Annotated in this window: 23 protein-coding genes and 1 riboswitch; of the genes, 13 read left to right on the top strand and 10 right to left on the bottom strand. The window is 43.6% G+C overall.

Annotation, left to right across the window (positions count from 1 at the left end; all coding sequences use genetic code 11):
• Positions 1-7: 7 nt before the first annotated feature.
• Together modB and modC are read left to right on the top strand one after the other, a co-directional pair.
• Complete coding sequence (gene modB, locus WDV74_RS11105; RefSeq protein WP_338882854.1) at positions 8-700, top strand: molybdate ABC transporter permease subunit; 693 nt, start codon at positions 8-10, stop codon at positions 698-700.
• Positions 694-1,758, top strand: coding sequence for a molybdenum ABC transporter ATP-binding protein ModC (gene modC, locus WDV74_RS11100; protein ID WP_338882852.1), 1,065 nt, complete (start codon positions 694-696; stop codon positions 1,756-1,758). Before modB ends, modC begins: the two co-directional genes overlap by 7 nt.
• Before the next feature lie 60 nt (positions 1,759-1,818).
• Here modC and WDV74_RS11095 read toward each other — a convergent pair whose 3' ends face one another.
• Positions 1,819-2,634: a pyridoxal phosphatase gene (locus tag WDV74_RS11095; protein WP_338882850.1), complete on the bottom strand. Its 816-nt coding sequence runs from the start codon at positions 2,632-2,634 to the stop codon at positions 1,819-1,821.
• A gap of 254 nt (positions 2,635-2,888) precedes the next feature.
• On the opposite strand from WDV74_RS11095, the gene pgl reads away from it, so the two are divergent.
• Complete coding sequence (gene pgl / locus WDV74_RS11090) at positions 2,889-3,875, top strand: 6-phosphogluconolactonase (protein WP_338882848.1); 987 nt, start codon at positions 2,889-2,891, stop codon at positions 3,873-3,875.
• Positions 3,876-3,954: 79 nt separating this feature from the next.
• Here pgl and WDV74_RS11085 read toward each other — a convergent pair whose 3' ends face one another.
• Both WDV74_RS11085 and bioA read right to left on the bottom strand, forming a co-directional pair.
• Positions 3,955-4,533, bottom strand: a complete 579-nt coding sequence (locus WDV74_RS11085) for a hypothetical protein (RefSeq protein WP_338882846.1) — start codon at positions 4,531-4,533, stop codon at positions 3,955-3,957.
• Between the two features lie 417 nt (positions 4,534-4,950).
• The gene (gene bioA / locus WDV74_RS11080; RefSeq protein ID WP_338882844.1) at positions 4,951-6,219 is read right to left on the bottom strand and encodes an adenosylmethionine--8-amino-7-oxononanoate transaminase; all 1,269 of its coding nucleotides are present in this window, start codon (positions 6,217-6,219) and stop codon (positions 4,951-4,953) included.
• A gap of 95 nt (positions 6,220-6,314) precedes the next feature.
• Between bioA and bioB the strand changes: the two genes are divergently transcribed.
• The 5 genes from bioB to uvrB all read left to right on the top strand — a co-directional run bounded on the left by bioB (position 6,315) and on the right by uvrB (position 12,565).
• Complete coding sequence (gene bioB / locus WDV74_RS11075; RefSeq protein ID WP_338882843.1) at positions 6,315-7,355, top strand: biotin synthase BioB; 1,041 nt, start codon at positions 6,315-6,317, stop codon at positions 7,353-7,355.
• Positions 7,355-8,506 carry an 8-amino-7-oxononanoate synthase gene (bioF, locus tag WDV74_RS11070; RefSeq protein WP_338885590.1) on the top strand — a complete coding sequence of 384 codons (1,152 nt, stop codon included), beginning with the start codon at positions 7,355-7,357 and terminating at the stop codon, positions 8,504-8,506. Before bioB ends, bioF begins: the two co-directional genes overlap by 1 nt.
• Positions 8,490-9,263: a malonyl-ACP O-methyltransferase BioC gene (gene bioC / locus WDV74_RS11065; protein ID WP_338882842.1), complete on the top strand. Its 774-nt coding sequence runs from the start codon at positions 8,490-8,492 to the stop codon at positions 9,261-9,263. Before bioF ends, bioC begins: the two co-directional genes overlap by 17 nt.
• A complete protein-coding gene (gene bioD / locus WDV74_RS11060) occupies positions 9,253-9,936 on the top strand; it encodes a dethiobiotin synthase (RefSeq protein ID WP_338882841.1) in 684 nt (227 codons plus the stop codon). Before bioC ends, bioD begins: the two co-directional genes overlap by 11 nt.
• Positions 9,937-10,537: 601 nt before the next feature.
• Positions 10,538-12,565, top strand: a complete 2,028-nt coding sequence (uvrB, locus tag WDV74_RS11055; RefSeq protein ID WP_338882840.1) for an excinuclease ABC subunit UvrB — start codon at positions 10,538-10,540, stop codon at positions 12,563-12,565.
• 140 nt (positions 12,566-12,705) lie between these two features.
• Here the strand turns inward: uvrB and yvcK are convergent, their stop codons facing one another.
• Positions 12,706-13,614: a uridine diphosphate-N-acetylglucosamine-binding protein YvcK gene (gene yvcK, locus WDV74_RS11050; protein ID WP_338803215.1), complete on the bottom strand. Its 909-nt coding sequence runs from the start codon at positions 13,612-13,614 to the stop codon at positions 12,706-12,708.
• A 223-nt stretch (positions 13,615-13,837) separates the two neighbouring features.
• A riboswitch (molybdenum cofactor riboswitch) is annotated at positions 13,838-13,980 on the top strand.
• Between yvcK and moaA the strand changes: the two genes are divergently transcribed.
• The 5 genes from moaA (at position 13,967) to WDV74_RS11025 (ending at position 17,058) form a co-directional block, all read left to right on the top strand.
• The gene (gene moaA / locus WDV74_RS11045; protein WP_338885589.1) at positions 13,967-14,950 is read left to right on the top strand and encodes a GTP 3',8-cyclase MoaA; all 984 of its coding nucleotides are present in this window, start codon (positions 13,967-13,969) and stop codon (positions 14,948-14,950) included. Its footprint overlaps the riboswitch before it by 14 nt.
• A gap of 33 nt (positions 14,951-14,983) precedes the next feature.
• Positions 14,984-15,463 (top strand): cyclic pyranopterin monophosphate synthase MoaC, encoded by a 480-nt coding sequence (gene moaC, locus WDV74_RS11040; RefSeq protein WP_338882839.1) that lies wholly within the window; start codon positions 14,984-14,986, stop codon positions 15,461-15,463.
• Positions 15,460-15,705, top strand: a complete 246-nt coding sequence (moaD, locus tag WDV74_RS11035) for a molybdopterin synthase sulfur carrier subunit (protein ID WP_338882837.1) — start codon at positions 15,460-15,462, stop codon at positions 15,703-15,705. The genes moaC and moaD overlap by 4 nt, the downstream gene beginning before the upstream one ends.
• A gap of 2 nt (positions 15,706-15,707) precedes the next feature.
• Positions 15,708-16,175: a molybdopterin synthase catalytic subunit MoaE gene (gene moaE / locus WDV74_RS11030; protein ID WP_338882836.1), complete on the top strand. Its 468-nt coding sequence runs from the start codon at positions 15,708-15,710 to the stop codon at positions 16,173-16,175.
• A gap of 172 nt (positions 16,176-16,347) precedes the next feature.
• Positions 16,348-17,058 carry a Bax inhibitor-1/YccA family protein gene (locus tag WDV74_RS11025; protein ID WP_338882835.1) on the top strand — a complete coding sequence of 237 codons (711 nt, stop codon included), beginning with the start codon at positions 16,348-16,350 and terminating at the stop codon, positions 17,056-17,058.
• A 199-nt stretch (positions 17,059-17,257) separates the two neighbouring features.
• On the opposite strand, the gene WDV74_RS11020 is transcribed toward WDV74_RS11025, so the two are convergent.
• The 6 genes from WDV74_RS11020 to WDV74_RS10995 form a co-directional block, all read right to left on the bottom strand.
• Positions 17,258-17,896 carry a LysE family translocator gene (locus WDV74_RS11020; protein WP_338882834.1) on the bottom strand — a complete coding sequence of 213 codons (639 nt, stop codon included), beginning with the start codon at positions 17,894-17,896 and terminating at the stop codon, positions 17,258-17,260.
• Between the two features lies 1 nt (position 17,897).
• Positions 17,898-18,668, bottom strand: a complete 771-nt coding sequence (locus tag WDV74_RS11015; protein ID WP_338882832.1) for a 2OG-Fe(II) oxygenase — start codon at positions 18,666-18,668, stop codon at positions 17,898-17,900.
• A gap of 53 nt (positions 18,669-18,721) precedes the next feature.
• Positions 18,722-19,354: an alanyl-tRNA editing protein gene (locus WDV74_RS11010; RefSeq protein ID WP_338882830.1), complete on the bottom strand. Its 633-nt coding sequence runs from the start codon at positions 19,352-19,354 to the stop codon at positions 18,722-18,724.
• Positions 19,355-19,713: 359 nt separating this feature from the next.
• Positions 19,714-20,820, bottom strand: coding sequence for an ABC transporter permease (locus WDV74_RS11005; RefSeq protein WP_338882829.1), 1,107 nt, complete (start codon positions 20,818-20,820; stop codon positions 19,714-19,716).
• Between the two features lie 12 nt (positions 20,821-20,832).
• Positions 20,833-21,993 (bottom strand): ABC transporter permease, encoded by a 1,161-nt coding sequence (locus tag WDV74_RS11000; protein ID WP_338882828.1) that lies wholly within the window; start codon positions 21,991-21,993, stop codon positions 20,833-20,835.
• Complete coding sequence (locus WDV74_RS10995) at positions 21,990-23,726, bottom strand: ATP-binding cassette domain-containing protein (protein ID WP_273558378.1); 1,737 nt, start codon at positions 23,724-23,726, stop codon at positions 21,990-21,992. Before WDV74_RS10995 ends, WDV74_RS11000 begins: the two co-directional genes overlap by 4 nt.
• Positions 23,727-23,731 lie beyond the last annotated feature (5 nt).

The raw sequence follows: 23,731 nt of genomic DNA, 5'->3' as shown, positions 1-23,731 counted from the left end.
TTTGGAGATGTTAAGTGAATATGAATGGCAAGCAATTTTACTGAGCTTAAAAATCTCAGCGATTGCTGTGCTATTCAGTTTGCCATTTGGGATCTTAATGGCATGGATGCTGGCTCGTTGCCAGTTTGTTGGTAAATCCCTGCTTGACAGCATTATTCACCTACCGCTGGTATTACCGCCAGTCGTAGTCGGATATTTGTTGCTTATCAGTATGGGGCGGCACGGAGTTATTGGTGAATTCCTTTATGACTGTCTTGGTATCAGCTTTGCGTTTAATTGGACAGGGGCGGCATTAGCTTCGGCTGTGGTGGCTTTTCCACTGATGGTCAGGGCTATTCGGTTGTCATTGGAGAGTATTGATCGGCGCCTGGAACAGGCTGCCCGTACTTTGGGGGCAGGTTCGCTTAAAGTCTTTTTCACCCTTATCTTGCCATTATCATTACCCGGTATCATCGTTGGCGCGGTATTGGCGTTTGCCCGCTCGTTGGGTGAATTTGGTGCCACTATCACCTTTGTTTCCAATATTCCGGGGGAAACCCGAACCATTCCTCTTGCCATGTATACTTTGATAGAAACGCCAGGTGCTGAAACTGCCGCTGCCCGTTTGTGTGTTATCGCCATTATATTGGCTCTGATTTCATTGATGCTCTCTGAGTGGCTGACACGTTGGGGCAGAAAACGTTTGGGGGCAGCATGTTAGAGTTGGATTTTGAACAGCGCTTGGGTGAGCTTCACATGCAAGTGAATACCACTTTGCCAACAGAAAGCATTACCGCTGTATTTGGTCTTTCGGGAGCAGGAAAAACTTCATTGATCAATGTGATTGCGGGATTGAGCCATCCACAAAAAGGCCGCATTGTTTTAAACGGCACTACTTTAGTGGATACAGAACAAAATATCTTTGTGCCACCAGAGAAGCGTCGAATTGGTTATGTCTTTCAGGACGCGCGACTTTTCCCGCATTATCGCGTGAAGGGAAACTTACAGTACGGCATGGCACCAGAGATGAAACCCCAGTTTGACAGCATCATTGGCTTGTTGGGAATTGAACATTTGCTGTCTCGTTTCCCCATCACGTTATCTGGTGGAGAAAGACAGAGAGTAGCGATTGGCCGTGCATTATTGACTGCCCCTGAAATCCTGCTTATGGATGAGCCACTGGCATCATTAGATTTACCGCGTAAACGCGAGTTATTACCTTATCTTGAAAAGTTGTCCAAAAACGTCAAAATCCCGATCCTTTATGTCAGTCACAGTTTGGATGAAATTTTACGTTTGGCAGAGAATGTTATTGTTATGGACAACGGAAAAATCAGGGCAACAGGAACCTTGGAAGAGGTCTGGTCGAGCAGTGCATTGCGTCCATGGCTGCAAAAAGAGAGTTTGGGCAGCATACTAAACGTTTCTGTTATGGAACATCATCAACGTTATCAAATGACCGCCGTCGCGGTGTCTGACAAACTTCTTTGGTTGCCACAAGTTAATGTTTCTCCAGGAACGGATCTGCGTATCCGTATTGATGCATCCGATGTTTCTTTAGTCTTGGAGCCACCAAAATCCAGCAGCATCCGTAACACCTTACAAGTCAAAGTCATTGAGTTTTTTGAAGATAATGGCCAGGTTGATGTCAAATTAGCAGTGAGTGAACATAGCCTGTGGGCAAGAATTACGCCGTGGGCGCGGGAAGAGCTTAATTTGCGGGCAGGGCAATGGTTGTATGCACAGATAAAAAGTGTTTCGTTGAATCGTCACTTATAACTATCTGGAACATTATAGAGGGAGCAGAGCAGTGGACTGATTTGCTCCCGTTGGATTAAATTACAGTACGTATTTTCTCAGAATTTCAGCAATGCCAGGTTGAGTATTATCCCGTGTCACAATATCTGCCCGTTCTTTGACGGCCTCAACGCCATTACCCATCGCGACACCCAACCCAACATTCTCCAGCATACTGAGATCGTTATAATTATCACCGAAAGCAATCACATCGTTCATACTCATGCCTTGCGATTCCACCCATTGTTGTAATCGCATCCCTTTGCTATTGCCTTTCTTGGCGATATCTACCTGATCAAACCATGACCATTCACACTCAAGGCCAACATTTTCTTCAATTTGTTCACTTATCTCACGCAGTTTCACTAAATCGGATGAGCTGGTAGCGAGCTTCCAAATAGCATTCACCGTGTGGATTGCATCTTGAAAACTCTCTGTTTGCTGGATATTAGGGCGTTGATGTTCAGGCAGAGAATCTGACCATGCAAGGGTTCGGACTACAGTGTGAGGAAATTGATATAAAATGGCATCATCAACATACATCAAATGCTGAATTTCCGTGCCTTGCAGATAGGAAAGTGCTTGGGAAGCTTCTTGGGCAGAGAGTGGATTAGAGGCCAATACTTTCTTTGCATGATAATCATAGGAATAAGTCCCATTGCAGCAGATCGCAGGCGTATTGAGTTGTAACGCTTGATAGAAAGGGTGGATGGCGACATGATGGCGTCCAGTGACAATCAAAACTTTGATACCTGATTGGCGGGCTTCATTTAGGGCTGTCAGTGATTCGGGGAGGATACGTTTTTGTGGATCGAGCAGTGTTCCATCGAGATCCAGCGCAATAACGCGATACGACATGAGTTGTCCTCTAAGTTGTCCATGATATAAACAAAATATTATACGTTAGTTGAATATAGTTAAACCGTCATATACCAATTGCCTTTCAAGATGCGTCTTATATCTCCTCGCGTAGCGGGGGAAAATATAAACAATCATATTGACTTGCAAACTGCAATTGGACGTTGGATTGGTATATGGATAGTTTAGCAGGCAAAATCTTTCAAGAATCGTTACAGATCAATGAAATGGTAATGAAGTATTAAGGAGAGAACATGAAACAGGTGGTTTATACAGCCAGCCCAAATAGCCAACAAATTCACGTGTGGTCGCTGAATGTAGCAGGGGAACTTGTGCTTCTCCAGACCGTAAATGTGCCCGGTGAAGTACAGCCAATGGTTGTCAACCCTGATGGTAAACACTTATATGTAGGAATTCGTCCGCAATTTAGTATCGTCACCTATGCAATTGGGGCAGATGGACGTCTTGAACAGCAGGCTATTGCACCATTGCCAGGTAGCCCAACGCATATATCTATTGACAGAGCAGGGCGTTTTTTATTTTCTGCATCTTACAGCTTTAATAACTTAAGCGTTCATCCTATTGATCAAAATGGGATCGTTACAGCACCACATCAAATTGTAGAAGGCTTGCAAGCGCCACACTCTGCCAATATTGATCGGGAAAATTGTCAACTGCTGGTTCCCTGTCTGAAAGAAGATCACATTCGTATTTTCAATTTAGATGAGCAGGGCTATCTGACAGAAAGCCGGACAGATGAAATAACGACAGCAGTAGGTGCAGGCCCACGTCATATGGCATTCCATCCGGAAAAACAGGCTATTTACTGCATTAATGAGTTGGATTCAACCGTTGATGTTCTGCGTCAATGGGAAAAATACCGTATCGTGCAATCAGTTGATTCGCTGCCGACAGATTTTTCCAACGTTCGGTGGTCGGCAGATATTCATATCACACCGGATGGCCGACATCTTTATACCAGTGAACGTTCAGAAAGCCTGATCAGCCATTTTCGCGTTTCAGAAGATGGTTATCACCTGACATTAGTTGGTCATTATCCGACAGAAACCCAACCTCGTGGTTTTGCCATCGATCACAGTGGTCGTTTCCTGATTGCATCAGGGCAGAAATCAGATCATATTTCTGTATCACGTATTGACAAATATTCGGGGGAATTAACGCAACTGGCGCGTTATCCGGTTGGCAAAGGCCCGATGTGGGTGACGGTATTAGCATTGTAGCCTAGGGCTTCCAGTCACATAGCAAGCTATGTGACTGGAGAATACGCCTTTGCTACTTAAGATAAAAAATTAATGCAATTTATTGTTGGATTAGATTAAAAGAGCCGATACCAGATAACACAATAGGGTATGTAATTAATATGTGATTCTGTTGTACAGAATATAAATCGCCCAAATAAACATTTCCTTTTAAAAGACGTAATATAATATTTCTTGGGTAAATATAAAGTTGAATATTTAATGGCGCGTTGATAATGGAGTAAGGGTATTTTACAACGCCACCAAGATGAATATTATTAAAATTCAGTAGTGGTATATTATTTCCTCCCTGAATATAGCCATTGAAATTGGTTTTTTTACCTATATTTGGCTGATGCCCAATAATAGCCGAGTTAGATGATACCTGGATAAAAGGATAATTACCATATTGATAATATGTATTAATGTTAAAATGCCCACTGATAAATTCTGTTTGTTGCAAGACAGGGCTGGTTAATGTATCTGGTTTAACTGTTTCTGCAAATAAAGGAGCTAATTCAGGTTTTTCTTTTACCAGAATTTCATAATGTGAAATTTCTTGCTCATATCTGTTTTTAGATAGTTTAAATACATCCTGCATTTCTTCATTGGAAGGGGTGATCAAATTTTCTGTATTCATGATATTTTCCTCTTTGTTTAAATGAGTGTGGTTACGTCATGAATATACCAAATAACTTATTTCTAGGTGACGAAATAACCTCTGTTTTTGTCATTAATATTTATCAGTGATTGACGTTTGGAAATGCATTTAATATGTTTTTTTATTATGGATATAATAATCAGGTTTATTTATTTCAGTCATATAATGAGATATACCAATCTAACTTCAAAATGTTTTTGATTTATTTCTGCTAAGCGGAAATAAATTAGGTTTCATATCGTGTTGTAAATTGCGACTTGAAGTTTAATGCGTATAAATAGCTTTCAAAATGATAGGAGTATTCCTTACCCCGCGCACCGCGCGGGGTAAGGAACGCCAACATCTGATACTTTCAGTATTATGAAAACCTGTTTATATGACCGGATATATTTTTATTTAATTTATTGTACCCGCAATGGCCTTTGTCAGCTTTGTTAGCTGTTCTGTTTGAATAATATAAGGCGGCATCAGGTAAATTAACCGGCCAAATGGCCTGATCCATACCCCATGTTGGACAAAATGGCGTTGTAATGAAGCGACATTTACGGGCTGTTTCATTTCAACCACACCTATCGCGCCTAACACCCGAACATCTTTGACTAAACTATGTGATTTGAGGGGAAATAGTTCTGCTTTTAATTGAGTTTCAATTGATTGAATACGTTGTTGCCATGGGCTGTCAGCGAGCAATTTCAGGCTGGTACTGGCGACGGCGCAAGCCAGAGGATTACCCATAAAAGTTGGGCCATGCATAAAACAGCCCGCTTCACCTTGACTGATAGTTTCAGCAATATGGCGGGTAGTCAGTGTTGCGGACAATGTCATATATCCCCCCGTCAATGCCTTGCCTAAGCACAATATATCTGGCTCAATCTGCGCATGTTCACAGGCGAATAACTTGCCAGTTCGCCCAAATCCGGTAGCAATCTCATCTGCAATTAACAAGATCTGATATTCATCACAAAGCTGACGAACCTGACGCAGATATTCAGGATGATAAATTCGCATCCCGCCAGCCCCCTGAACAATAGGTTCTAAAACCACAGCGGCTACTTCATCATGATATTGCAGCAATAATTGTTTCAAAGAAGCGATATCTTCTGCTTGCCATTCATCACCAAACTGGCATTGCGGAGCATCGGCAAACAGATGATTGGGGAGATAGCCTTTGTACAGATTATGCATGGAGTTGTCTGGATCGCAGACAGACATAGCCCCGAAAGTGTCGCCATGATAACCATGACGCAGGGTCAGGAAACGATGGCGTTTTTTCCCTTTGGCCTGCCAATATTGCAATGCCATTTTTAGGGCGACTTCGACGGCGACAGAGCCTGAATCCGCCAAAAAAACACACTCCAAAGCATCCGGCGTCATCGCCACCAATTGCCTGCACAGTGCAACTGCAGGAGGGTGGGTTATGCCACCAAACATAACATGGGACATCTTATCAATTTGTGATTTTGCGGCTTCATTGAGAGCAGGATGATTATAACCATGGATAGCCGCCCACCATGAAGACATACCATCAATCAATGTGCGACCGTCTGATAAAACCAATTCTACACCTGTGGCTGATACGACCGGATAGGTGGGAAGTGGATTTGTCATTGAGGTATATGGATGCCAAATATGGCGCTGGTCAAATTCAAGATCTGAAGGAGTCATAATAACTTTAATGTAAACCTTTTTTAGTTCATTTTGGTTGACATGATAGCGAAGCTATTTAAACTGACAACATTTTTTACATCGGAGATGTTATTGTGAGCGAGCGTCAACAATGGACTATCAAACAAACACAGGCGTTGTTTGATAAACCTTTTTTTGAATTATTATTTCAGGCACAACAGGTACACCGCGAACATTTTGACCCACAACAAGTACAGGTCAGCACTCTGCTTTCGATCAAGACGGGCGCTTGCCCAGAAGACTGTAAATATTGTCCGCAAAGCTCCCGTTACAAAACGGGCCTGGAAAAAGAGCGGTTGATGGAAGTGGAAAAAGTCATTGAATCAGCGCATAAAGCGAAAAATGCGGGCTCAACCCGTTTTTGCATGGGGGCGGCCTGGAAAAACCCCCATGAACGTGACATGCCGTATTTGGAGAAAATGGTCAAGGAAGTCAAGGCATTGGGAATGGAAACCTGCATGACGTTGGGTATGCTGAACCATTCTCAGGCACAGCGTTTGGCAGAGGCAGGTCTGGACTATTACAACCATAACTTAGACACCTCGCCAGAATTTTACGGCAATATCATCACTACTCGAAGTTATCAGGACAGGCTGGACACGTTGGATAATGTCCGCAATGCGGGCATTAAAGTTTGCTCTGGCGGTATCGTTGGGTTGGGAGAGCAAATTCGCGATCGGGCAGCATTATTGGTGCAATTAGCAAACCTGCCTAAGCCACCGGAAAGTGTACCAATCAATATGCTGGTAAAAGTAAAAGGGACACCACTGGAAAACAATGAAGATGTCGATCCTTTTGATTTTATTCGTACCATTGCGGTAGCACGGATCATGATGCCAAAATCTCACGTCCGTTTATCCGCTGGACGTGAACAGATGAATGAACAAACTCAGGCTATGTGCTTTATGGCGGGGGCTAACTCCATTTTCTACGGCTGTAAGTTGCTGACAACACCAAACCCGGATGAAGATAAAGATCTGCAACTGTTCCGCCGTTTGGGTATCAATCCTCAACAGACAAAGACGGCATTTGGTGACAATCAACAGCAGCAAAATTTGACAGAAGCCATCTTTCATAATGCTGATAACGAACAATTCTATAATGCGGCAATATGATGAGCTGGTCAGACTTTTTCTCCCGACGTTTGGCCGAACGTCGGGGCACTCCGCTGTGGCGTAACAGGCAAGTCCATCACGGATCTGATGGACGTTTATTATCTACGTCGGACGGCCAATATCTTAATTTTTCCAGTAACGATTATCTTGGGCTGAGCCAACATCCCAAGATTATTGCTGCCTGGCAACAGGGTGCCCAGCAATATGGTGTAGGCAGTGGCGGTTCAGGGCATGTTACGGGCTACACTGCTGCACATCATACTCTGGAGCAACAATTGGCTGAGTGGTTGGGATACTCTCGTGCTTTGCTTTTTATTTCCGGCTATGCCGCTAATCAAGGGGTGATTGCGGCGTTGATGGCAAGGGAAGATCGCATTATTGCCGATCGATTAAGCCATGCGTCGTTGCTCGAAGCAGCAATGCACTCGCCCGCCCAACTGCGGCGCTTTCTGCACAATGATATGGGATCTTTGCAGCAACATATGGCAAAAGCATGTCTTGGTAAGACGCTGGTAGTCACGGAAGGTGTTTTTAGCATGGATGGCGATTATGCACCGCTTGACGCTATTGCGCAGCAAGCGAAATCTACGGCGAGTTGGCTGATGGTGGATGATGCCCACGGTATCGGCATTCACGGAGATGAAGGACGTGGCAGTTGTTGGATGCAAAATGTTAAACCAGAGATTCTAATCGTCACCTTTGGCAAAGCATTTGGATTGAGTGGCGCCGCCGTTTTATGTGATGAACAAACTGCGGAATACTTGCTCCAATATGCCCGGCATCTGATTTACAGTACCTCAATGCCTCCCGCGCAGGCAGTGGCACTTTCCGAAGCCATACGGCAAATCAAGGCTGGGGATGAGTTGCGTCAGCGGTTGCGAAACAACATTCGTTACTTTCGCCGCGAAGCACAGCATCTGCCTTTTGCATTGATGAATTCAGAAACGGCCATCCAGCCATTAATTGTGGGTGATAATGAACGTTGTACCGCACTGTCTCATGCGCTTAAGCAAAAAAAAGTGTGGGTTAAAGCAATACTTCCCCCCACGGTTCCCCCTGACAGTGCACGATTGCGTATTACATTGACAGCCAACCATACACGGCACGACATTGATGCATTACTGGAGGCATTGCATGGATCTGGTTGTTAAATCCGTTGATAAGCAAGCGATTGCCGGTGCTTTTGGACGCGCGGCTGCCAAATATGACACTGTGGCTAAATTGCAACAGCAAACCGGTGAATATTTGCTGGGATTGGCACAAGCGGAAAAGATTGGTGGACGAGTACTGGATGCGGGGTGTGGAACCGGTTTTTTTAGTGCTCGTTGGAAACAGTTGGGGAAACAAGTGATCGCCCTGGATTTGGCTTCCGGTATGTTGAGCCATGCAAAGGAACAACAAGTTGCTGATTATTATTTGCAAGGGGATATCGAACATTTGGGGTTAGCGGATAACAGCGTAGACCTCTGTTTCAGCAATCTGGCGGTGCAATGGTGCAATGATTTGCCAAGCGCCTTGCGCGAATTTTATCGTGTGACTCGTCCTGGTGGATTGATCGTATTTTCCACGCTTGCACAGGGTTCACTGAATGAATTGGCCACTGCTTGGGCGCGAGTGGATGATTATCGACATATTAATCATTTTCTGCCATTGCGAGCAATTACCCAGGCATGTCAACCCTACCGACATAAAGTCATTAACCGGCAATATTACCAGCACTATCCACAACTGTTGCCCTTACTGAATTCTCTAAAAGGGATCGGTGCAACACATCTGCATTATGGCCGCCAGCAGGGATTAATGACAAAAAAACGTCTAACAGCGCTTGCTGAAGCATATCCACGGAACAATGGGGATTACCCATTAAGCTATCAAATTGCTTTTGGAGTCATTTATTGTGACAAATAAATATTTTCTTACAGGAACCGATACCGAAGTAGGTAAAACAGTGGTGAGTTGTGCTTTACTTCAAGCCGCTAATAAGAAGGGATATTTGACTGCCGGTTATAAACCTGTGGCATCTGGCAGTGAAATGACGATTGAAGGAATTCGCAATGGTGATGCACTGGCCTTGCAACGTAATAGTACGGTGCCATTGACTTACCAGGAAGTGAATCCACTGGTATTTGTGGAACCGACATCGCCGCACATTATCAGTGCGGAACTTAACCAGCCAATCGATTTTTCCGTTTTATCAGCAGGCTTGGCCGTTTTGGCAAAAAAATCTGACTGGGTTTTGATTGAGGGCGCGGGAGGATGGTATACGCCATTATCGGAAAATACGACGTTTGCTGATTGGGTGATTCAGGAGAACTTACCGGTAATTTTGACAGTTGGTGTCAAATTGGGCTGTATCAACCATGCGGCATTAACCGCAAAGGCTATTCAGTATGCGGGGTTAAAACTGGCAGGCTGGGTTGCCAATGAAATTGAGCCTGCCGGTAAACGTCAGGCTGCTTATCTGGAGACATTGGAGCACATGATCCCCGCACCTTTATTGGGCGTTATTCCTCATCTGAGTGAATCATGTGATAAAAATCACATAGGAAAATATATTACTATTGATTCTTTGGTTAACTAATTGTTTACTGTGGGTTAGTTAAAGTCAATGCTGACTGTCGTTCTTTAGTCATTGTTCTCAGGCAGAGGATATTTTATTTCGACAACCATTGAGCTATTTTTGATCAAGAAATCGCGTGAATCAATCTCAAAGCAGTATAAAAATATTCCACTATTGAAAAAATTTATAAGTGGGGATAACTCTGCAACTGCCCATACCTAATAGCTTTTGCTGAGTTATCCACTATTCCTGTGGATAACCTTGTGTATTAGTTTTAGAAAAGTATCCTCATGCAAGGCCATACGCGGCTTGCGCCAGATTTGCTGTTATTCTCTACTTGTATTTTTTTATAATCAAAATCAATATGTTAAATAAAATCAATTCCTTTTTGCATCTCTTTGCTATTCAGTGCTTTATCATTTCAGTTGTTAATACAAAAATAGGAAAAAGCCAGATCATTATCTGGGGATAAAAATAGTCATCCTTGATGTTAAACAAAAGTTAATACCATAAGATTAATAACATCCGGGCAATAACATTATTTTGCCAAACTGACTTGAAGCTGGTTTTTTATCCAGTATGATAAAAAGAATTTTGTCGATGTATGGATGGCGTGGGGAAAATGAGCAAAGAAACAAATAAGGTATTTAAGTTATATTCTGATTTTAAGCCGGCAGGCGATCAGCCATCGGCTATCAGACAGTTACAGGAAGGGCTGGAAGATGGACTAGCCCATCAAACACTTCTGGGGGTAACCGGCTCGGGTAAAACTTTCACCATTGCCAATGTTATCGCAAACTTAAATCGACCCACTATGATCCTTGCCCCCAATAAGACATTGGCAGCTCAGCTTTATAGCGAAATGAAAGCGTTTTTCCCTGAGAATGCAGTGGAATATTTCGTTTCCTATTACGATTATTACCAACCAGAAGCCTATGTGCCCAGTTCTGATACCTTTATCGAAAAAGATGCTTCAGTGAATGAACATATCGAACAGATGCGCCTGTCCGCAACGAAAGCCTTGTTGGAACGCCGTGATGTTGTGGTGGTGGCTTCTGTCTCCGCGATTTACGGTTTAGGTGATCCTGATAGCTATTTGAAAATGATGCTGCATTTAACCGAAGGTATGTTAATTGACCAGCGCGCTATCTTGCGTCGTTTAGCCGAACTGCAATATACCCGCAATGATCAGGCATTCCAGCGCGGAACATTTCGGGTACGTGGTGAAGTCATTGATATTTTTCCCGCAGAGTCGGACGAACGCGCTTTGCGTGTAGAATTGTTTGATGATGAAGTCGAACGCCTTTCCCTGTTTGATCCGCTGACAGGGCAGGTCGAGTACCATGTGCCGCGTTATACCATCTATCCCAAAACCCACTATGTTACGCCACGTGAACGTCTCCTCCAGGCGATGGAGGAGATCAAACTTGAGTTGGAACAACGGCGCAAGATCCTATTGGTGTCAGACAAATTATTGGAAGAACAGCGTGTTACCCAGCGAACCCAATTTGATCTCGAAATGATGAATGAATTGGGTTACTGCTCTGGTATTGAAAACTACTCCCGTTATCTGTCCGGCCGCTCTGCCGGTGAACCCCCTCCAACGCTGTTTGACTACCTGCCGGCGGATGGCTTGCTGGTGGTGGATGAATCCCACGTTACTATCCCACAGATTGGCGGGATGTACCGAGGGGATCGCTCCCGCAAGGAAACATTGGTGGAATATGGCTTCCGTTTGCCGTCAGCGTTGGATAACCGTCCATTGCGGTTTGAAGAGTTTGAGGCGCTGGCACCACAGACCATTTATATTTCAGCCACTCCCGGCAATTATGAATTGGAAAAATCCGGTCATGAAGTTGTTGAACAAGTTGTGCGTCCAACGGGACTCATTGACCCTGAAGTTGAAGTTCGCCCAGTGGCAACCCAAGTAGATGATCTTCTGTCTGAAATCCGTATCCGTGTGGCAAACAATGAGCGCGTGTTGGTCACCACCTTAACCAAACGGATGGCGGAAGATCTGACTGAATATTTGGAAGAGCATGGTGAGCGAGTGCGTTATCTCCATTCTGACATTGATACTGTAGAACGGGTGGAAATTATTCGTGATCTTCGTCTCGGTGAATTTGATGTTTTGGTTGGCATCAACTTGCTGCGCGAAGGCCTGGATATGCCGGAAGTTTCCCTGGTGGCAATTTTGGACGCGGATAAAGAGGGTTTCCTTCGTTCGGAACGTTCCCTAATCCAAACCATCGGCCGTGCAGCACGTCACCTGCATGGTAAGGCCATTTTATATGGCGACAAAATAACGGATTCGATGGCAAGAGCTATTGAAGAAACAGAACGCCGTCGAGCCAAACAGCAGGCATTTAACCAAGAACACGGCATCGTACCGCAAGGTTTAAAGAAAAAAATTGGTGACATCCTGAAAATTGGCCAGCCGGTTAATGGTAAAGGGAAGGCTAAAGGAAAAAATAAAGTTACTTTAGGTACAGATGATTACCGCAACCTGTCAGCGAAAGAGCTGGAGAGAAAAATCCGTGAACTGGAAGAGAAAATGTACCAACATGCACGGGATCTCGAATTTGAACAAGCAGCCAATATTCGTGACCAGGTTCAGGCATTGCGGACGCAATTTATTACTAATTCCTGAAAATTTATGTGGGCCATCGTGACTGGTTAATTGGTCTTTTTCAGACCGATTAACAGGTCTTTGGGGGAGGGTTTATGGCTGCTATCATAAAGAAGACAAACTCCATTATTTTAAATAGAGTTTGTCAGTGGACTGAAATGCTAACCCAATTTTTGCAGAGTATGCTCAATTGCCTGGCGCAATAATTCACGGTCGTGACGGTAAGGCACATCCTGCGCTTCTAAAACCTGTTGTGTCACAACGCGGTCACTGAAAGGGCTGATATCAGTACGTGGGCCGACAATAAGCGCATTAATCATCCTGCGGCCAATCTTATTTTCCATGATTGCCAGTTTATCTTTTAATGATAAATTGGCAGCAGCGTGGCTGAGTTCTTTTCCTAAGTTACCGATATAAATCATGTTTGCATTACTGCGCCGTAAGGATTGGGTTAAATCTTCCAATAGCAACAACGGCATCAGGCTGGTGAAGAAGCTGCCAGGGCCGATCAAAATCAAATCTGCTTGTTCAATGGCATCCAGTGCTTCTTTAGTGGCATTGACATGAGGGTAAAGCAATAGTTCCTGTGGAACGCAATTCAGTTGATCGATATTCACTTCACCATACACAGTATTGCCTTGATCATCGACAGCCATCAAATCAACCGACTGCTCTGACATCGGAATCAATTGTGCATTGACTTTCAGCAGATTGCGGAGCAAGTTAATCGCCTCAAGAGGACGGACACTTAAATGATCCAGGGCTTTCAACATCAGGTTGCCTAAATTGTGGCCAGATAATTCGCCGTTGCCACTAAACCGATATTCAAACATGGCAGAAGCAATGGTAGGTTCCGTGATTAACTGATTGAGACAATTGCGCATATCTCCCCACGCAATTCCACCTTCTGAACGTCGTATTCTGCCGGTTGAACCCCCATTGTCCGTTGTCGTGACAATGCCTGTCAGGCGTGCGCCAAGGGAAGAAAGGGAAGACATAACACGTCCAAGTCCATGGCCGCCGCCAAGGGCGACAACGCGATCTAAATCAGCTAATGTGCGATTTCGCATAGGATTCCTGTTACTGACTAAATGTAGGGGCTTTAATAAAACGCATGTAATTTATCACAAAATATGATGCTGTCAGAAATTGATGTGGTTTTATGCGATCATTGCGAATGATTGCCTGGAAACATCGTAGAGAGCTGATGTATGGTGATTAGTTAACTCTTTGTATAATAAGATATATATAACATCGAGGATTAGCTTTTTATTTTAGGTTCATATAAAATTTAACTGATATTAACTCCTAGCCTCTGTGTCTAAGTCGTTGTACCAGATTGATATGATGCTTTGGCCGTGACTCCTGAGTCACCAGGATGCCAGGTAGAAATGCCGGCATCTCCCGTATTTGGAAGGTGTTATTGTGGAACAACTCGTAGATGTATTCTCACGCAAGTTCTATTATTTGAGATTGTCTATTACTGATGTGTGTAACTTCCGTTGCACCTATTGCCTGCCTGATGGATATCAGTCTCATGGCCATAAATCATTTCTTTCCCTGCCAGAAATTCGTCGTATTAGCCGGGTATTTGCTGAACTTGGCACAGAAAAAATCCGCCTGACAGGGGGAGAACCCACCATGCGCCGTGATTTTTGCGACATCATCGCAGCGGTTCATGAAAATCCGCAAATTAAAAAAATTGCTGTTACAACTAATGGTTACCGCATGGAACGGGATGTCTCCCAATGGAAATCAGCTGGCCTGACCGCGATTAATGTGAGTGTTGATAGTTTGGATCCCCGCCAATTTTACGCCATTACCGGACAAGATAAATTTTTCCAGATTATGCGTGGTATTGAGGCAGCTTTTGAGGCGGGATTCAACGTAGTGAAAGTTAATGTCGTGTTGATGAAGAATGTGAATGATACTCACCTGCCTGCTTTTCTTGATTGGATTAAACGTCGTCCTATCCAGTTGCGTTTTATTGAACTGATGGAAACGGGAGAAGGCAGTGACATTTTTCATCGACATCATCTTTCTGGGGAAGTGATCCGTCATCAACTGTTACAACAGGGATGGCAACAACAGCAACGTGCGCGTAGTGATGGACCGGCTCAGGTTTTTCGTCATCCCGATTATCAGGGAGAAATTGGCCTTATCATGCCGTATGAAAAAAACTTTTGCCAAAGCTGCAATCGTCTGAGGGTATCTGCAATTGGCAATCTCCATTTATGTTTGTTTGGTGAGCAAGGCATTCCATTGCGTGATTTATTGTCTGATGATGCATCACTGGGTGCCCTGAAATTGCGTATTCAAGGTGGATTGCGCCATAAGCGCGAGACTCATTTTTTACATCAAGGGGATAGCGGGATCACCCCGAACCTTTCTTTTATTGGCGGCTAGCTTGGTTGCAAGATTTATTTTCAGGAGCAAAGAATGTCTCAATTAACCCATATCAATACTTCGGGTGAAGCTCATATGGTGGATATTTCTGCCAAAGCCGAAACAGTGCGTGAAGCACGGGCAGAAGCCTTTGTTGAAATGCAGGCTGAAACCTTGGCCATGATTATCACAGGTGATCACCACAAAGGGGATGTCTTTGCGACCGCCCGTATTGCAGGTATTCAGGCAGCGAAACGGACGTGGGAATTGATCCCGCTTTGCCATCCGCTGCTGCTGAGTAAAGTGGAAGTCCGGCTGGAAGCACAAACGGAACATAGTCGGGTTAGAATCGAATCCTGTTGTCGCCTGGCGGGGAAAACAGGTGTAGAAATGGAGGCTTTGACGGCGGCATCTGTGGCCGCTTTGACCATTTATGACATGTGTAAAGCAGTACAAAAAGATATGGTCATTGGGCCTGTGCGTTTGTTGGAAAAAAGTGGTGGTAAATCAGGCAATTTTAAGGTGGAGTCATGATAAAGGTACTGTTTTTTGCTCAAGTCCGCGAATTGTTGGGAACGGATTCACTTGAGCTACCTAATGATTACTTAACTGTAGCGCATCTTCGTCACGCACTGACTGAAAAAGGGGAACGATGGGCGCTGGCACTGGAAGAAGGTAAGGTGTTGTCTGCCGTAAATCAATCTTTTGTCCATGCTGAATATGCTTTGAAGGACGGTGATGAAGTGGCTTTTTTCCCGCCTGTTACGGGGGGATAAAAATGGAAAATACACGGATCAGTGTCCAGCAGGAGACATTCAGTGTTGGGGAAGAATATCAATGGCTCTCACAATGTGATGAAGATGGTGCTGTTGTGACTTTTACCGGCAAAGTTCGCAACCATAACTTGGGAGATAATGTTAATTCCCTGACATTGGAGCATTATGCTGGCATGACAGAAAAAATGTTGCAGAAAATTGTTGATGAAGCCCGCCAACGTTGGCCTTTGCAACGAGCCTGCATTATTCATCGCATTGGCGAATTGTACCCAGGGGATGAGATTGTATTTGTTGGTGTTACCAGCTCTCACCGCAATGTAGCTTTTATGGCGGCTGAATTCATCATGGATTATCTGAAAACTCAGGCCCCATTTTGGAAAAAGGAATCGCTTGTCGAGGGCGAACGCTGGGTAGAAGCAAGGCAAAGTGACCAGAATGCGGCAAATCGTTGGCAAAACAGTGTTCGGTAGATCGTTTTGCGGACTATCTCGAAAACTGGACAAATAAACAATATGTCACTGAAATTGCCATTAATTGGCGGATGGTTTTATTAATGTTCTATGCTAATGTATAACTTTTGAATAGATTGTTTATTTTTAAACATTCTTAATCCTTAAACATTGTCATGAAAAGGTAATCATCATGGATCGATATCAACGTTCTAATGATTCGATTGTCCAGAAAGCGGGTTCTGGTATACAAACATACATGGCACAAGTCTACGGTTGGATGACTTGTGGCTTGTTATTAACTGCATTTGTTGCATGGTATGTGGCAAATACCCCTGAAATTTTATACGCCATTTTCAGTAGTTCTATTGTTTTCTATGGCCTAATCATTGCACAGCTTGCGTTAGTCTTTGTGCTGTCTGGTTTGGTGCATAAAATGAGTGGAGCACTGGCGACAGGGCTGTTTATGCTGTACTCCATGCTAACGGGTTTGGCACTTTCCAGTATCTTTGTGGTGTATACCAGTAGCTCTATTGCCAGCACATTTGTTGTTTCAGCGGGGATGTTTGGTGCCTTGAGCGTTTATGGTTATACCACTAAGCGTAGTCTGAGTGGCTTGGGTAGCTTCCTGTTTATGGGGCTAATCGGCATCGTTCTGGCTTCTTTGATAAACATCTGGCTGAAAAGCCCGGCATTGATGTGGGCAATCACTTATATCGGTGTTGTGATTTTTGCTGGTTTGACGGCATACGATACCCAAAAACTGAAAGAAATGGGTGAACAATTGGATGTTAACGATAAAGAAAACCTGCGTAGGTATTCAATTACTGGTGCGCTGACTCTGTATCTGGACTTCATTAACCTGTTCTTAATGTTGTTGCGTATTTTGGGTGATCGCCGATAATTGCTGATGCATTAAATTAAAAAACCCTGCCAAGGCAGGGTTTTTTAGTGGTCATTAATCAGTTATCTATGACAATTGACATTGATAATGTTTATACACATTAAACTTTAAGTTGCAATTTACAACACTCTATGAAATCACACTCATCTTGAAGTTAGATTGGTACATGACTAATTATCTACAGTGTACAGTGGAAACATCATAGAGACATAGATAACAATCGAACAGCGAACCCAATCAACACAACGCCCATGATTCGTTCAAACCAATAGCCTTTCTGTATGAATTTATTACGAATCAATACATTCGAGAAAATGATACTAACCAACACAAACCATACAGCATTGACTACACACATCCATACACCATAGAAAACCTGTATCAGAGTAGGTGTATTACTACTCACTACGGTTGTGAAAACAGCCAAAAAGAACAATGTTGCCTTAGGATTAAGGGCATTAGTCATAAACCCCATCAGAAATGCTTTCCATCTACTCTGTGAGGTCAAAATAATTTCTTTACCTTCTAAGGTATCCAAATTAGCAGGCTTAGTCCTAATAAATTTGATACCAAGCCACGTGATATAAATTGCACCAACGAGTTTTGCTACTTCTAACAACCACGGAGTGGCATGCATTAATGCACTAACTCCCACCAGTGTATAGATAACATGTATTGATATTCCTGCTCCGATACCTACTGCCGTACATATACCTGCCCAACATCCAAATCTTATACTCTGCCGTATAGTTACCGCAAAATCTGGACCTGGCGCGACTACTGCCAGGAAATGAATCACAGCCAGTCCTAAAAATTCTCCCCAATAGTTAGACAGCATATCAACTCCAGAATGACAATGGATTTTCTGTTCCACGATAGCCTATAAAACAAGACAGGCTCAAACGTAGATCATCGACGCCAGCAGTCACAGAATGCATACACCGAGAGTTAAAGATCAAAAGATCACCCACATCTGGTCGAATCTCTAGTGCTGGTTCACCAAGCAAAGAAGGCTCAATCCCATAACTATCACCACGCATAGCATCAAATTCTTCTGGAGAAAGTTCATCTTTCCAAATTTGTAAGGCTCCGCCTTCTCTGGGCATAGAAAGATAAACATTAGCTGCAAACTGGGCTTGAAGACTCTTAGCTCTAAAGCTATCAGGAGCATCTTTAGCAAAAATATCATGGTGTGCAAGAAAAGTGACCCCTGGTATAACTACCCTCGACAATCCCACATACATTTTCTTGCCATACAGTGTTTCAATTTGGGCTCCAGCAGGCCAAAACTCATCTAAAATGCATCTCAGTTTATCTATTGGCGAATAATAAGGTGAACAACGTTGTCGTAAGTCATTAATGTTCTGGAATACACTTTCAAAATAATCTTCTACACGCTGTGGTTTATTCTCAGCTTCATAAAATGCCATTCCGATTCGCCCTATGCTCGGTGCATTTAAATATCTATCAAATCCATGCCCTAATATTTTTTCCCCTAACTGTTCAGCTAACAAATTAGGCACAAATTGTTTTACACGTATAACTAAACTTTCTTTCTCTGCAAGTTTTTTTAAACACGCGGCATCAAGGCAATCAACTTCTATAATCATAATGTCTTTTTCTTTTATTTACTGATGATTTTTATAAAAAACATATTAAATTGTTAGACTACATCATAATTTACTATTAGATTGTCCTTCTTTATTTTAATCTCCTGCACTTTAATATTTCCTAATTCTCCTAGAGATGTCACATGGGTACCACCACAAAGGTAGGGCGTAAAATGACCGAAACTCACTTCTCTAAATCCATCATCTCGTTGAACTACTTTGCACGGTAGATCCTGTTTAATATAATTTTCACATATCGTTTGAATATGCTCTTTCGACACACTTTGAGCATTCACACTCGGCTTAAATACTATTCTCCCTTCACCCGGCCAATGATGAGCTTTAATTGGGTGCCACATCATACCTTCAACGACATGTCCAATAAGATGCCCGGCAGAATGCAGCCGCGAATATAATTGGCGTCGTTCAATATCAATACGAGCAAAAGCATTTCCTAGAGCTACAGGTTCTGTAGTTAAATGGACGATGTCACCGTCTTCCACAGTCACGTGAACTACCTCTACTTCATTAAGCCAGCCTATATCACTAGGTTGTCCCCCTCCTTGAGGATGAAATATAGTAGACTTTAACCAAGTGGAATAACGCCCATCATCACGAGGAATACAGCCAATCACTTCAACATTATCGGTCAGTGCTTGACTCGATAAATAATTACGCTCTGTCATATTTTATTCCCAGATATTACTACAATTTAAATATATACCAATCTAACTTCAAAATGCGTGTGATTTCTCCCTGCGAAGCGGGAGAGAAATCAGGTTTCATATCGTGTTGTAAATGGCAACTTGAAGTTTAATGTGTATAGCTTGATAATCATTTCAATTTGAACTGTCTAAAATATAGAAATAAGTTTCCTTATGATTTTCTAAAAATAATTAACATTCATTAGAAAAAAAGTAAAGTACTAACTAGTAGGGATATAATAAACAATGTTACAATTTCAATTAAAAAATATAATAGAAAATTATCCCACACTTGATGACAGACAATTCAATTAAGGTGGTTTTTCACAGTTTTAAATTTATCAAGCAATCTTACTCCGAAACAGCCGATAAGCGACTCCCCCAGTTGTGGCAGTAATGACCAATAAAGGCCATAAATTTGGCCAAATAACGGATAAATCAGCGCCTTTCAAATAAATCTGCTTGGTGATATCAGTAAAGTGTCGGATTGGATTAATCCAGGTGATATTTTGTAACCAAACAGGCATATTCTCGACCGGAGAGATATAACCAGAAAGCAGAATAGCGGGCATCATAAACACAAATACACCAATAAATGCTTGTTGCTGGGTGGAACAGACAGCAGAAATCAGCAAACCGAAACCCACCAGGGATAAGCCATAAATCAACATACAGCCATAAAATAGCAGCAATGAACCCGCGAAAGGAATTTGATAGAACAGCGTTCCAATCAGCAAAACAATGCTTGCTTGCATCGTCGCCACAACCAATGCTGGAATGGCCTTGCCAAGGAAAATTTGCCAGGTCGCCAGTGGAGAAACCAGTAATTGATCCAGCGTTCCTTGTTCCCGCTCACGGGCGACTGACAACGCTGTGACAATCAGTACACCAATCGTGGTAATCATGGCAACCAGAGACGGCACGACGAACCATTTATAATCCAAATTGGCGTTATACCAGTTACGCACAATGAGTTCACTATTATTGAAATTAGGGGCATTTCCCAACAGTTGTTTTTGGTAATCCATCACAATTTGCTGGATATAGTTGGCTGCAATTTGGGCGCTGTTTGAATTGCGCCCATCCAACAAAACTTGAATTGATGTCGGGTTATGGTTGGCGAGATTAGCACTGAAATTTTGCGGAAAGCGTACCAGCAATAGTGCCTTGCGGTTATCTAGGGTAGGGCGGATCTCTTGCGAACTGGTTAGCAAAATAACATCAGGAAATGCTTTTGATTTTGCCAGTCGTTGGGTTAATTCAATCGATGCCTGTCCATTATCCTCATTATAAATGGCGATGGTGGCATTTTTGACTTCCAGCGTTGCTGCCCACGGGAACAGGATCATTTGTATAATCACGGTCAAAATCAAAATGTTCCGTGTTTGCGGCTCTCTCAGAAGAGACTGCAACTCTTTCATAATGAGTGTGTACAGACGATAAAACATGCTCTTTCCTTTTTAATCCAGATGTCGACGTGTTTTCCACGCGGTCAGGCCGATAAAGACGATGGAACTGGCAATCAACAGGAGTAGGTTTGTCATCAACACAGTGCCAATGTTCCCGGCCAGAAAGAGCGTCTGTAGGCTGCTGACGAAGTAACGTGCAGGTATGATATAAGTCGAAGCCTGAATAAGCGCAGGCATACTGTCTATTTCGAAAACGAAACCAGACAACATAATGGCAGGCAAAAAAGCGGCATTGAGAGAAATCATCGCCGCATTGAATTGATTACGTGTCAGGGTAGAAATCAGTAACCCCATCCCCAGGGCGGTAGCAAGATAAAGGCTGGAGACTAATGCTAGTATCCAGAGTGAGCCGCGATAGGGTACCCCCAGCACAAACACCGTGAATAGCATACAAAGTACCATGACAAAAGATCCCAGCATCTGATAGGGCAATAATTTGGCAAGTAACAATTCGGTGCGGGTAACCTGAGTTGAAAGTAGCGCTTCCATAGTTCCGCGTTCCCATTCACGGGCAACCACGAGTGAGGTAAGAATTGCGCCTACCACAGTCATAATAATTGAAACCGCACCGGGAATAAGAAAGTGTCGACTAATGGCGGCGGGATTAAACCAATAGCGGATTTGTGTATCAATCAAGGGCGTCGTTGAAATTCCACGATTTTGTCCTCGTTGCTGTAACCAAATTTGCCAGATGCCTTTAGTATAACCCTGCACAAAATTGGCGGTATTGGGTTCACTGCCATCGGTAATAACCTGAATCGGAGCATGGCTCCCTGTACGGGCGAGCTGGGTATCAAAATTGACAGGAATGACGATAATGCCGCGGATTTGGTTTTCCTGCATTTTTTTGATTAAGAACTGGCGGTTGTCGCTGATGGTAGCATCAATATAGGGTGATCCCGTAAATACATGCACTAGCTCTCTGGCGTCTTTGCTCTGCTGCTCCATGAGAATGCCGAGGCGAAGTTTGCTGGAATCCAGGTTAATACCGTAACCAAAAATAAACAGCAACATCAATGGGATAACTACGGCAATCAAAGCACTGCTGGGATCACGGACAATCTGCTTAGTTTCTTTGATGCAGAGCGCTTTCAATCGACGCCATGAGAAACTGATGGCTTTCTGGGGTGTTGTATGTTCAGGATGACTCATTGCGGCTCCTTATCGTAGTTCAACACGAGATCGATAAAAGCATCTTCCATGGAAGGGTTAGGGAAGTTATCCGTAGCGACCAGTTGTTTCAGTTCATCGGGTGTTCCGGCTGCTATCAATTTGCCTCGAAATACCAGCCCGATACGATCACAATACTCTGCTTCTTCCATAAAGTGAGTTGTGACCATCACAGTTACCCCTTTATCCACCATGCCATTGATATGTAGCCAAAATTCTCGGCGGGTTAATGGATCAACGCCCGAAGTGGGTTCATCCAAAAACAGAATATCAGGTTCGTGCATCAATGCGCAGGAAAGGGCAAGTCGTTGCTTAAATCCGAGCGGCAGGCTATCCGTCTTTTGGTGTAAGATTGGCCCAAGATTGAAAGCACGGATCATGTCAGACATCTTTTCTTGTTGATGACGACCTTTCAGGCCGTAAACACCAGAGAAAAATTTAAGGTTTTGTCCAACGGTCAGGTTGCCATAAAGTGAGAATTTTTGCGCCATATAACCAAGGCGTTGACGGGCTTTGCCTGAACTGGTTTTTAAATCCATATCCAGAACCAAGGCTTTGCCTGAAGTGGGGATCATCAAACCACACATCATTTTGAAGGTAGTTGATTTTCCGGCGCCATTTGGCCCTAATAGGCCGAATATTTCCCCTCGTTTCACCTGAAAATCGACATGGTCAGTCGCCGCAAAATCGCCAAATTTTTTAGTCAGACTACGAGCTTCTATCACGGTTTCGGTTGGGTTTGGTGGGATTTGAGGCATTATCTCCGCTAATTCGGAGCGATGGGACGGGCCGCCACCTAATAAATCGATAAATGCGTCTTCGAAACGGGGTTCGGCTTCGATGAGATTGGTTTCATGTCCCCCTATTTGTTGGAGTAAAGCGTTCTTATCTGCCTCTTCTTTTAAGATCAGGCGAACATATTTTCCCTGAATCACACCATCAGTCACTTGCGGTAAGGTGAGGGCATGTTGCAACATTTTGCGCCGTGCATCCTGTTTGACATCAAGCAAAAAAGATCGGCCCGCAATATTGCGGGTTAAATCTTGTGGCTGGCCGCGATAGAGCAGCTCACCTCGGTTCATCAACAAAACATCACGACATAACTCGGCTTCATCCAGATAAGAGGTGCTCCATAAGATCAACATACCGTCAGAAGCGAGCTCATGAACCATTTGCCATAATTCACGACGGGCAATGGGATCAACGCCCACACCAGGCTCATCCAATAGCAAGACCTTCGGGCTACCTAGTAATGTACAAGCCAGCCCCAGTTTTTGTTTCATGCCACCGGACAATTTTCCGGCTAACCGTCCGGTAAAACGGGTTAAGTCTGTGAAAGTGAGTAATTTCTGAAAGGTGGCTTTGCGCTCTTCACCAAGAACACCGCGCAGATCGGCATATAAAGTGAGATTTTCCATTACGGTTAAATCTTCATACAAGCCAAATTTCTGCGGCATGTAACCGAGCTCAGAACGGACTTGAACACTGTCCTTGATGGGATCAAGCCCCATGATTTCAATATTGCCGCTATCAGGTTTCAATAATCCGGCCAACATTCTTATCAGCGTGGTTTTTCCGGCACCATCTGGACCGACAAGTCCCGTCACTGATCCGCCCTGAATTTCTGCTTGCAGATGAGATACAGCAGGAACCTCTAATCCTGGAAAAGTTTTCTCCACGCCGTTCAGTTTTATCGTATAAGCTGAACTGGTCATGTTAT

The sequence above is a fragment of the Xenorhabdus sp. TH1 genome (assembly GCF_037260955.1).
GTDB classification, from domain to species: Bacteria; Pseudomonadota; Gammaproteobacteria; order Enterobacterales; family Enterobacteriaceae; genus Xenorhabdus; species Xenorhabdus griffiniae.
This window is presented reverse-complemented; position numbering and strand designations above follow the sequence as displayed.

Bases quoted from the DNA above. Each gene is read 5' to 3' on its own strand.
- modB (WP_338882854.1), top strand. From the start codon at position 8: ATGTTAAGTGAATATGAATGGCAAGCAATTTTACTGAGCTTAAAAATC.
- modC (WP_338882852.1), top strand. From the start codon at position 694: ATGTTAGAGTTGGATTTTGAACAGCGCTTGGGTGAGCTTCACATGCAA.
- WDV74_RS11095 (WP_338882850.1), bottom strand. From the start codon at position 2,634: ATGTCGTATCGCGTTATTGCGCTGGATCTCGATGGAACACTGCTCGAT.
- pgl (WP_338882848.1), top strand. From the start codon at position 2,889: ATGAAACAGGTGGTTTATACAGCCAGCCCAAATAGCCAACAAATTCAC.
- WDV74_RS11085 (WP_338882846.1), bottom strand. From the start codon at position 4,533: ATGAATACAGAAAATTTGATCACCCCTTCCAATGAAGAAATGCAGGAT.
- bioA (WP_338882844.1), bottom strand. From the start codon at position 6,219: ATGACTCCTTCAGATCTTGAATTTGACCAGCGCCATATTTGGCATCCA.
- bioF (WP_338885590.1), top strand. From the start codon at position 7,355: ATGAGCTGGTCAGACTTTTTCTCCCGACGTTTGGCCGAACGTCGGGGC.
- bioC (WP_338882842.1), top strand. From the start codon at position 8,490: ATGGATCTGGTTGTTAAATCCGTTGATAAGCAAGCGATTGCCGGTGCT.
- uvrB (WP_338882840.1), top strand. From the start codon at position 10,538: ATGAGCAAAGAAACAAATAAGGTATTTAAGTTATATTCTGATTTTAAG.
- yvcK (WP_338803215.1), bottom strand. From the start codon at position 13,614: ATGCGAAATCGCACATTAGCTGATTTAGATCGCGTTGTCGCCCTTGGC.
- moaC (WP_338882839.1), top strand. From the start codon at position 14,984: ATGTCTCAATTAACCCATATCAATACTTCGGGTGAAGCTCATATGGTG.
- moaD (WP_338882837.1), top strand. From the start codon at position 15,460: ATGATAAAGGTACTGTTTTTTGCTCAAGTCCGCGAATTGTTGGGAACG.
- moaE (WP_338882836.1), top strand. From the start codon at position 15,708: ATGGAAAATACACGGATCAGTGTCCAGCAGGAGACATTCAGTGTTGGG.
- WDV74_RS11025 (WP_338882835.1), top strand. From the start codon at position 16,348: ATGGATCGATATCAACGTTCTAATGATTCGATTGTCCAGAAAGCGGGT.
- WDV74_RS11020 (WP_338882834.1), bottom strand. From the start codon at position 17,896: ATGCTGTCTAACTATTGGGGAGAATTTTTAGGACTGGCTGTGATTCAT.
- WDV74_RS11015 (WP_338882832.1), bottom strand. From the start codon at position 18,668: ATGATTATAGAAGTTGATTGCCTTGATGCCGCGTGTTTAAAAAAACTT.
- WDV74_RS11010 (WP_338882830.1), bottom strand. From the start codon at position 19,354: ATGACAGAGCGTAATTATTTATCGAGTCAAGCACTGACCGATAATGTT.
- WDV74_RS11005 (WP_338882829.1), bottom strand. From the start codon at position 20,820: ATGTTTTATCGTCTGTACACACTCATTATGAAAGAGTTGCAGTCTCTT.
- WDV74_RS11000 (WP_338882828.1), bottom strand. From the start codon at position 21,993: ATGAGTCATCCTGAACATACAACACCCCAGAAAGCCATCAGTTTCTCA.
- WDV74_RS10995 (WP_273558378.1), bottom strand. From the start codon at position 23,726: ATGACCAGTTCAGCTTATACGATAAAACTGAACGGCGTGGAGAAAACT.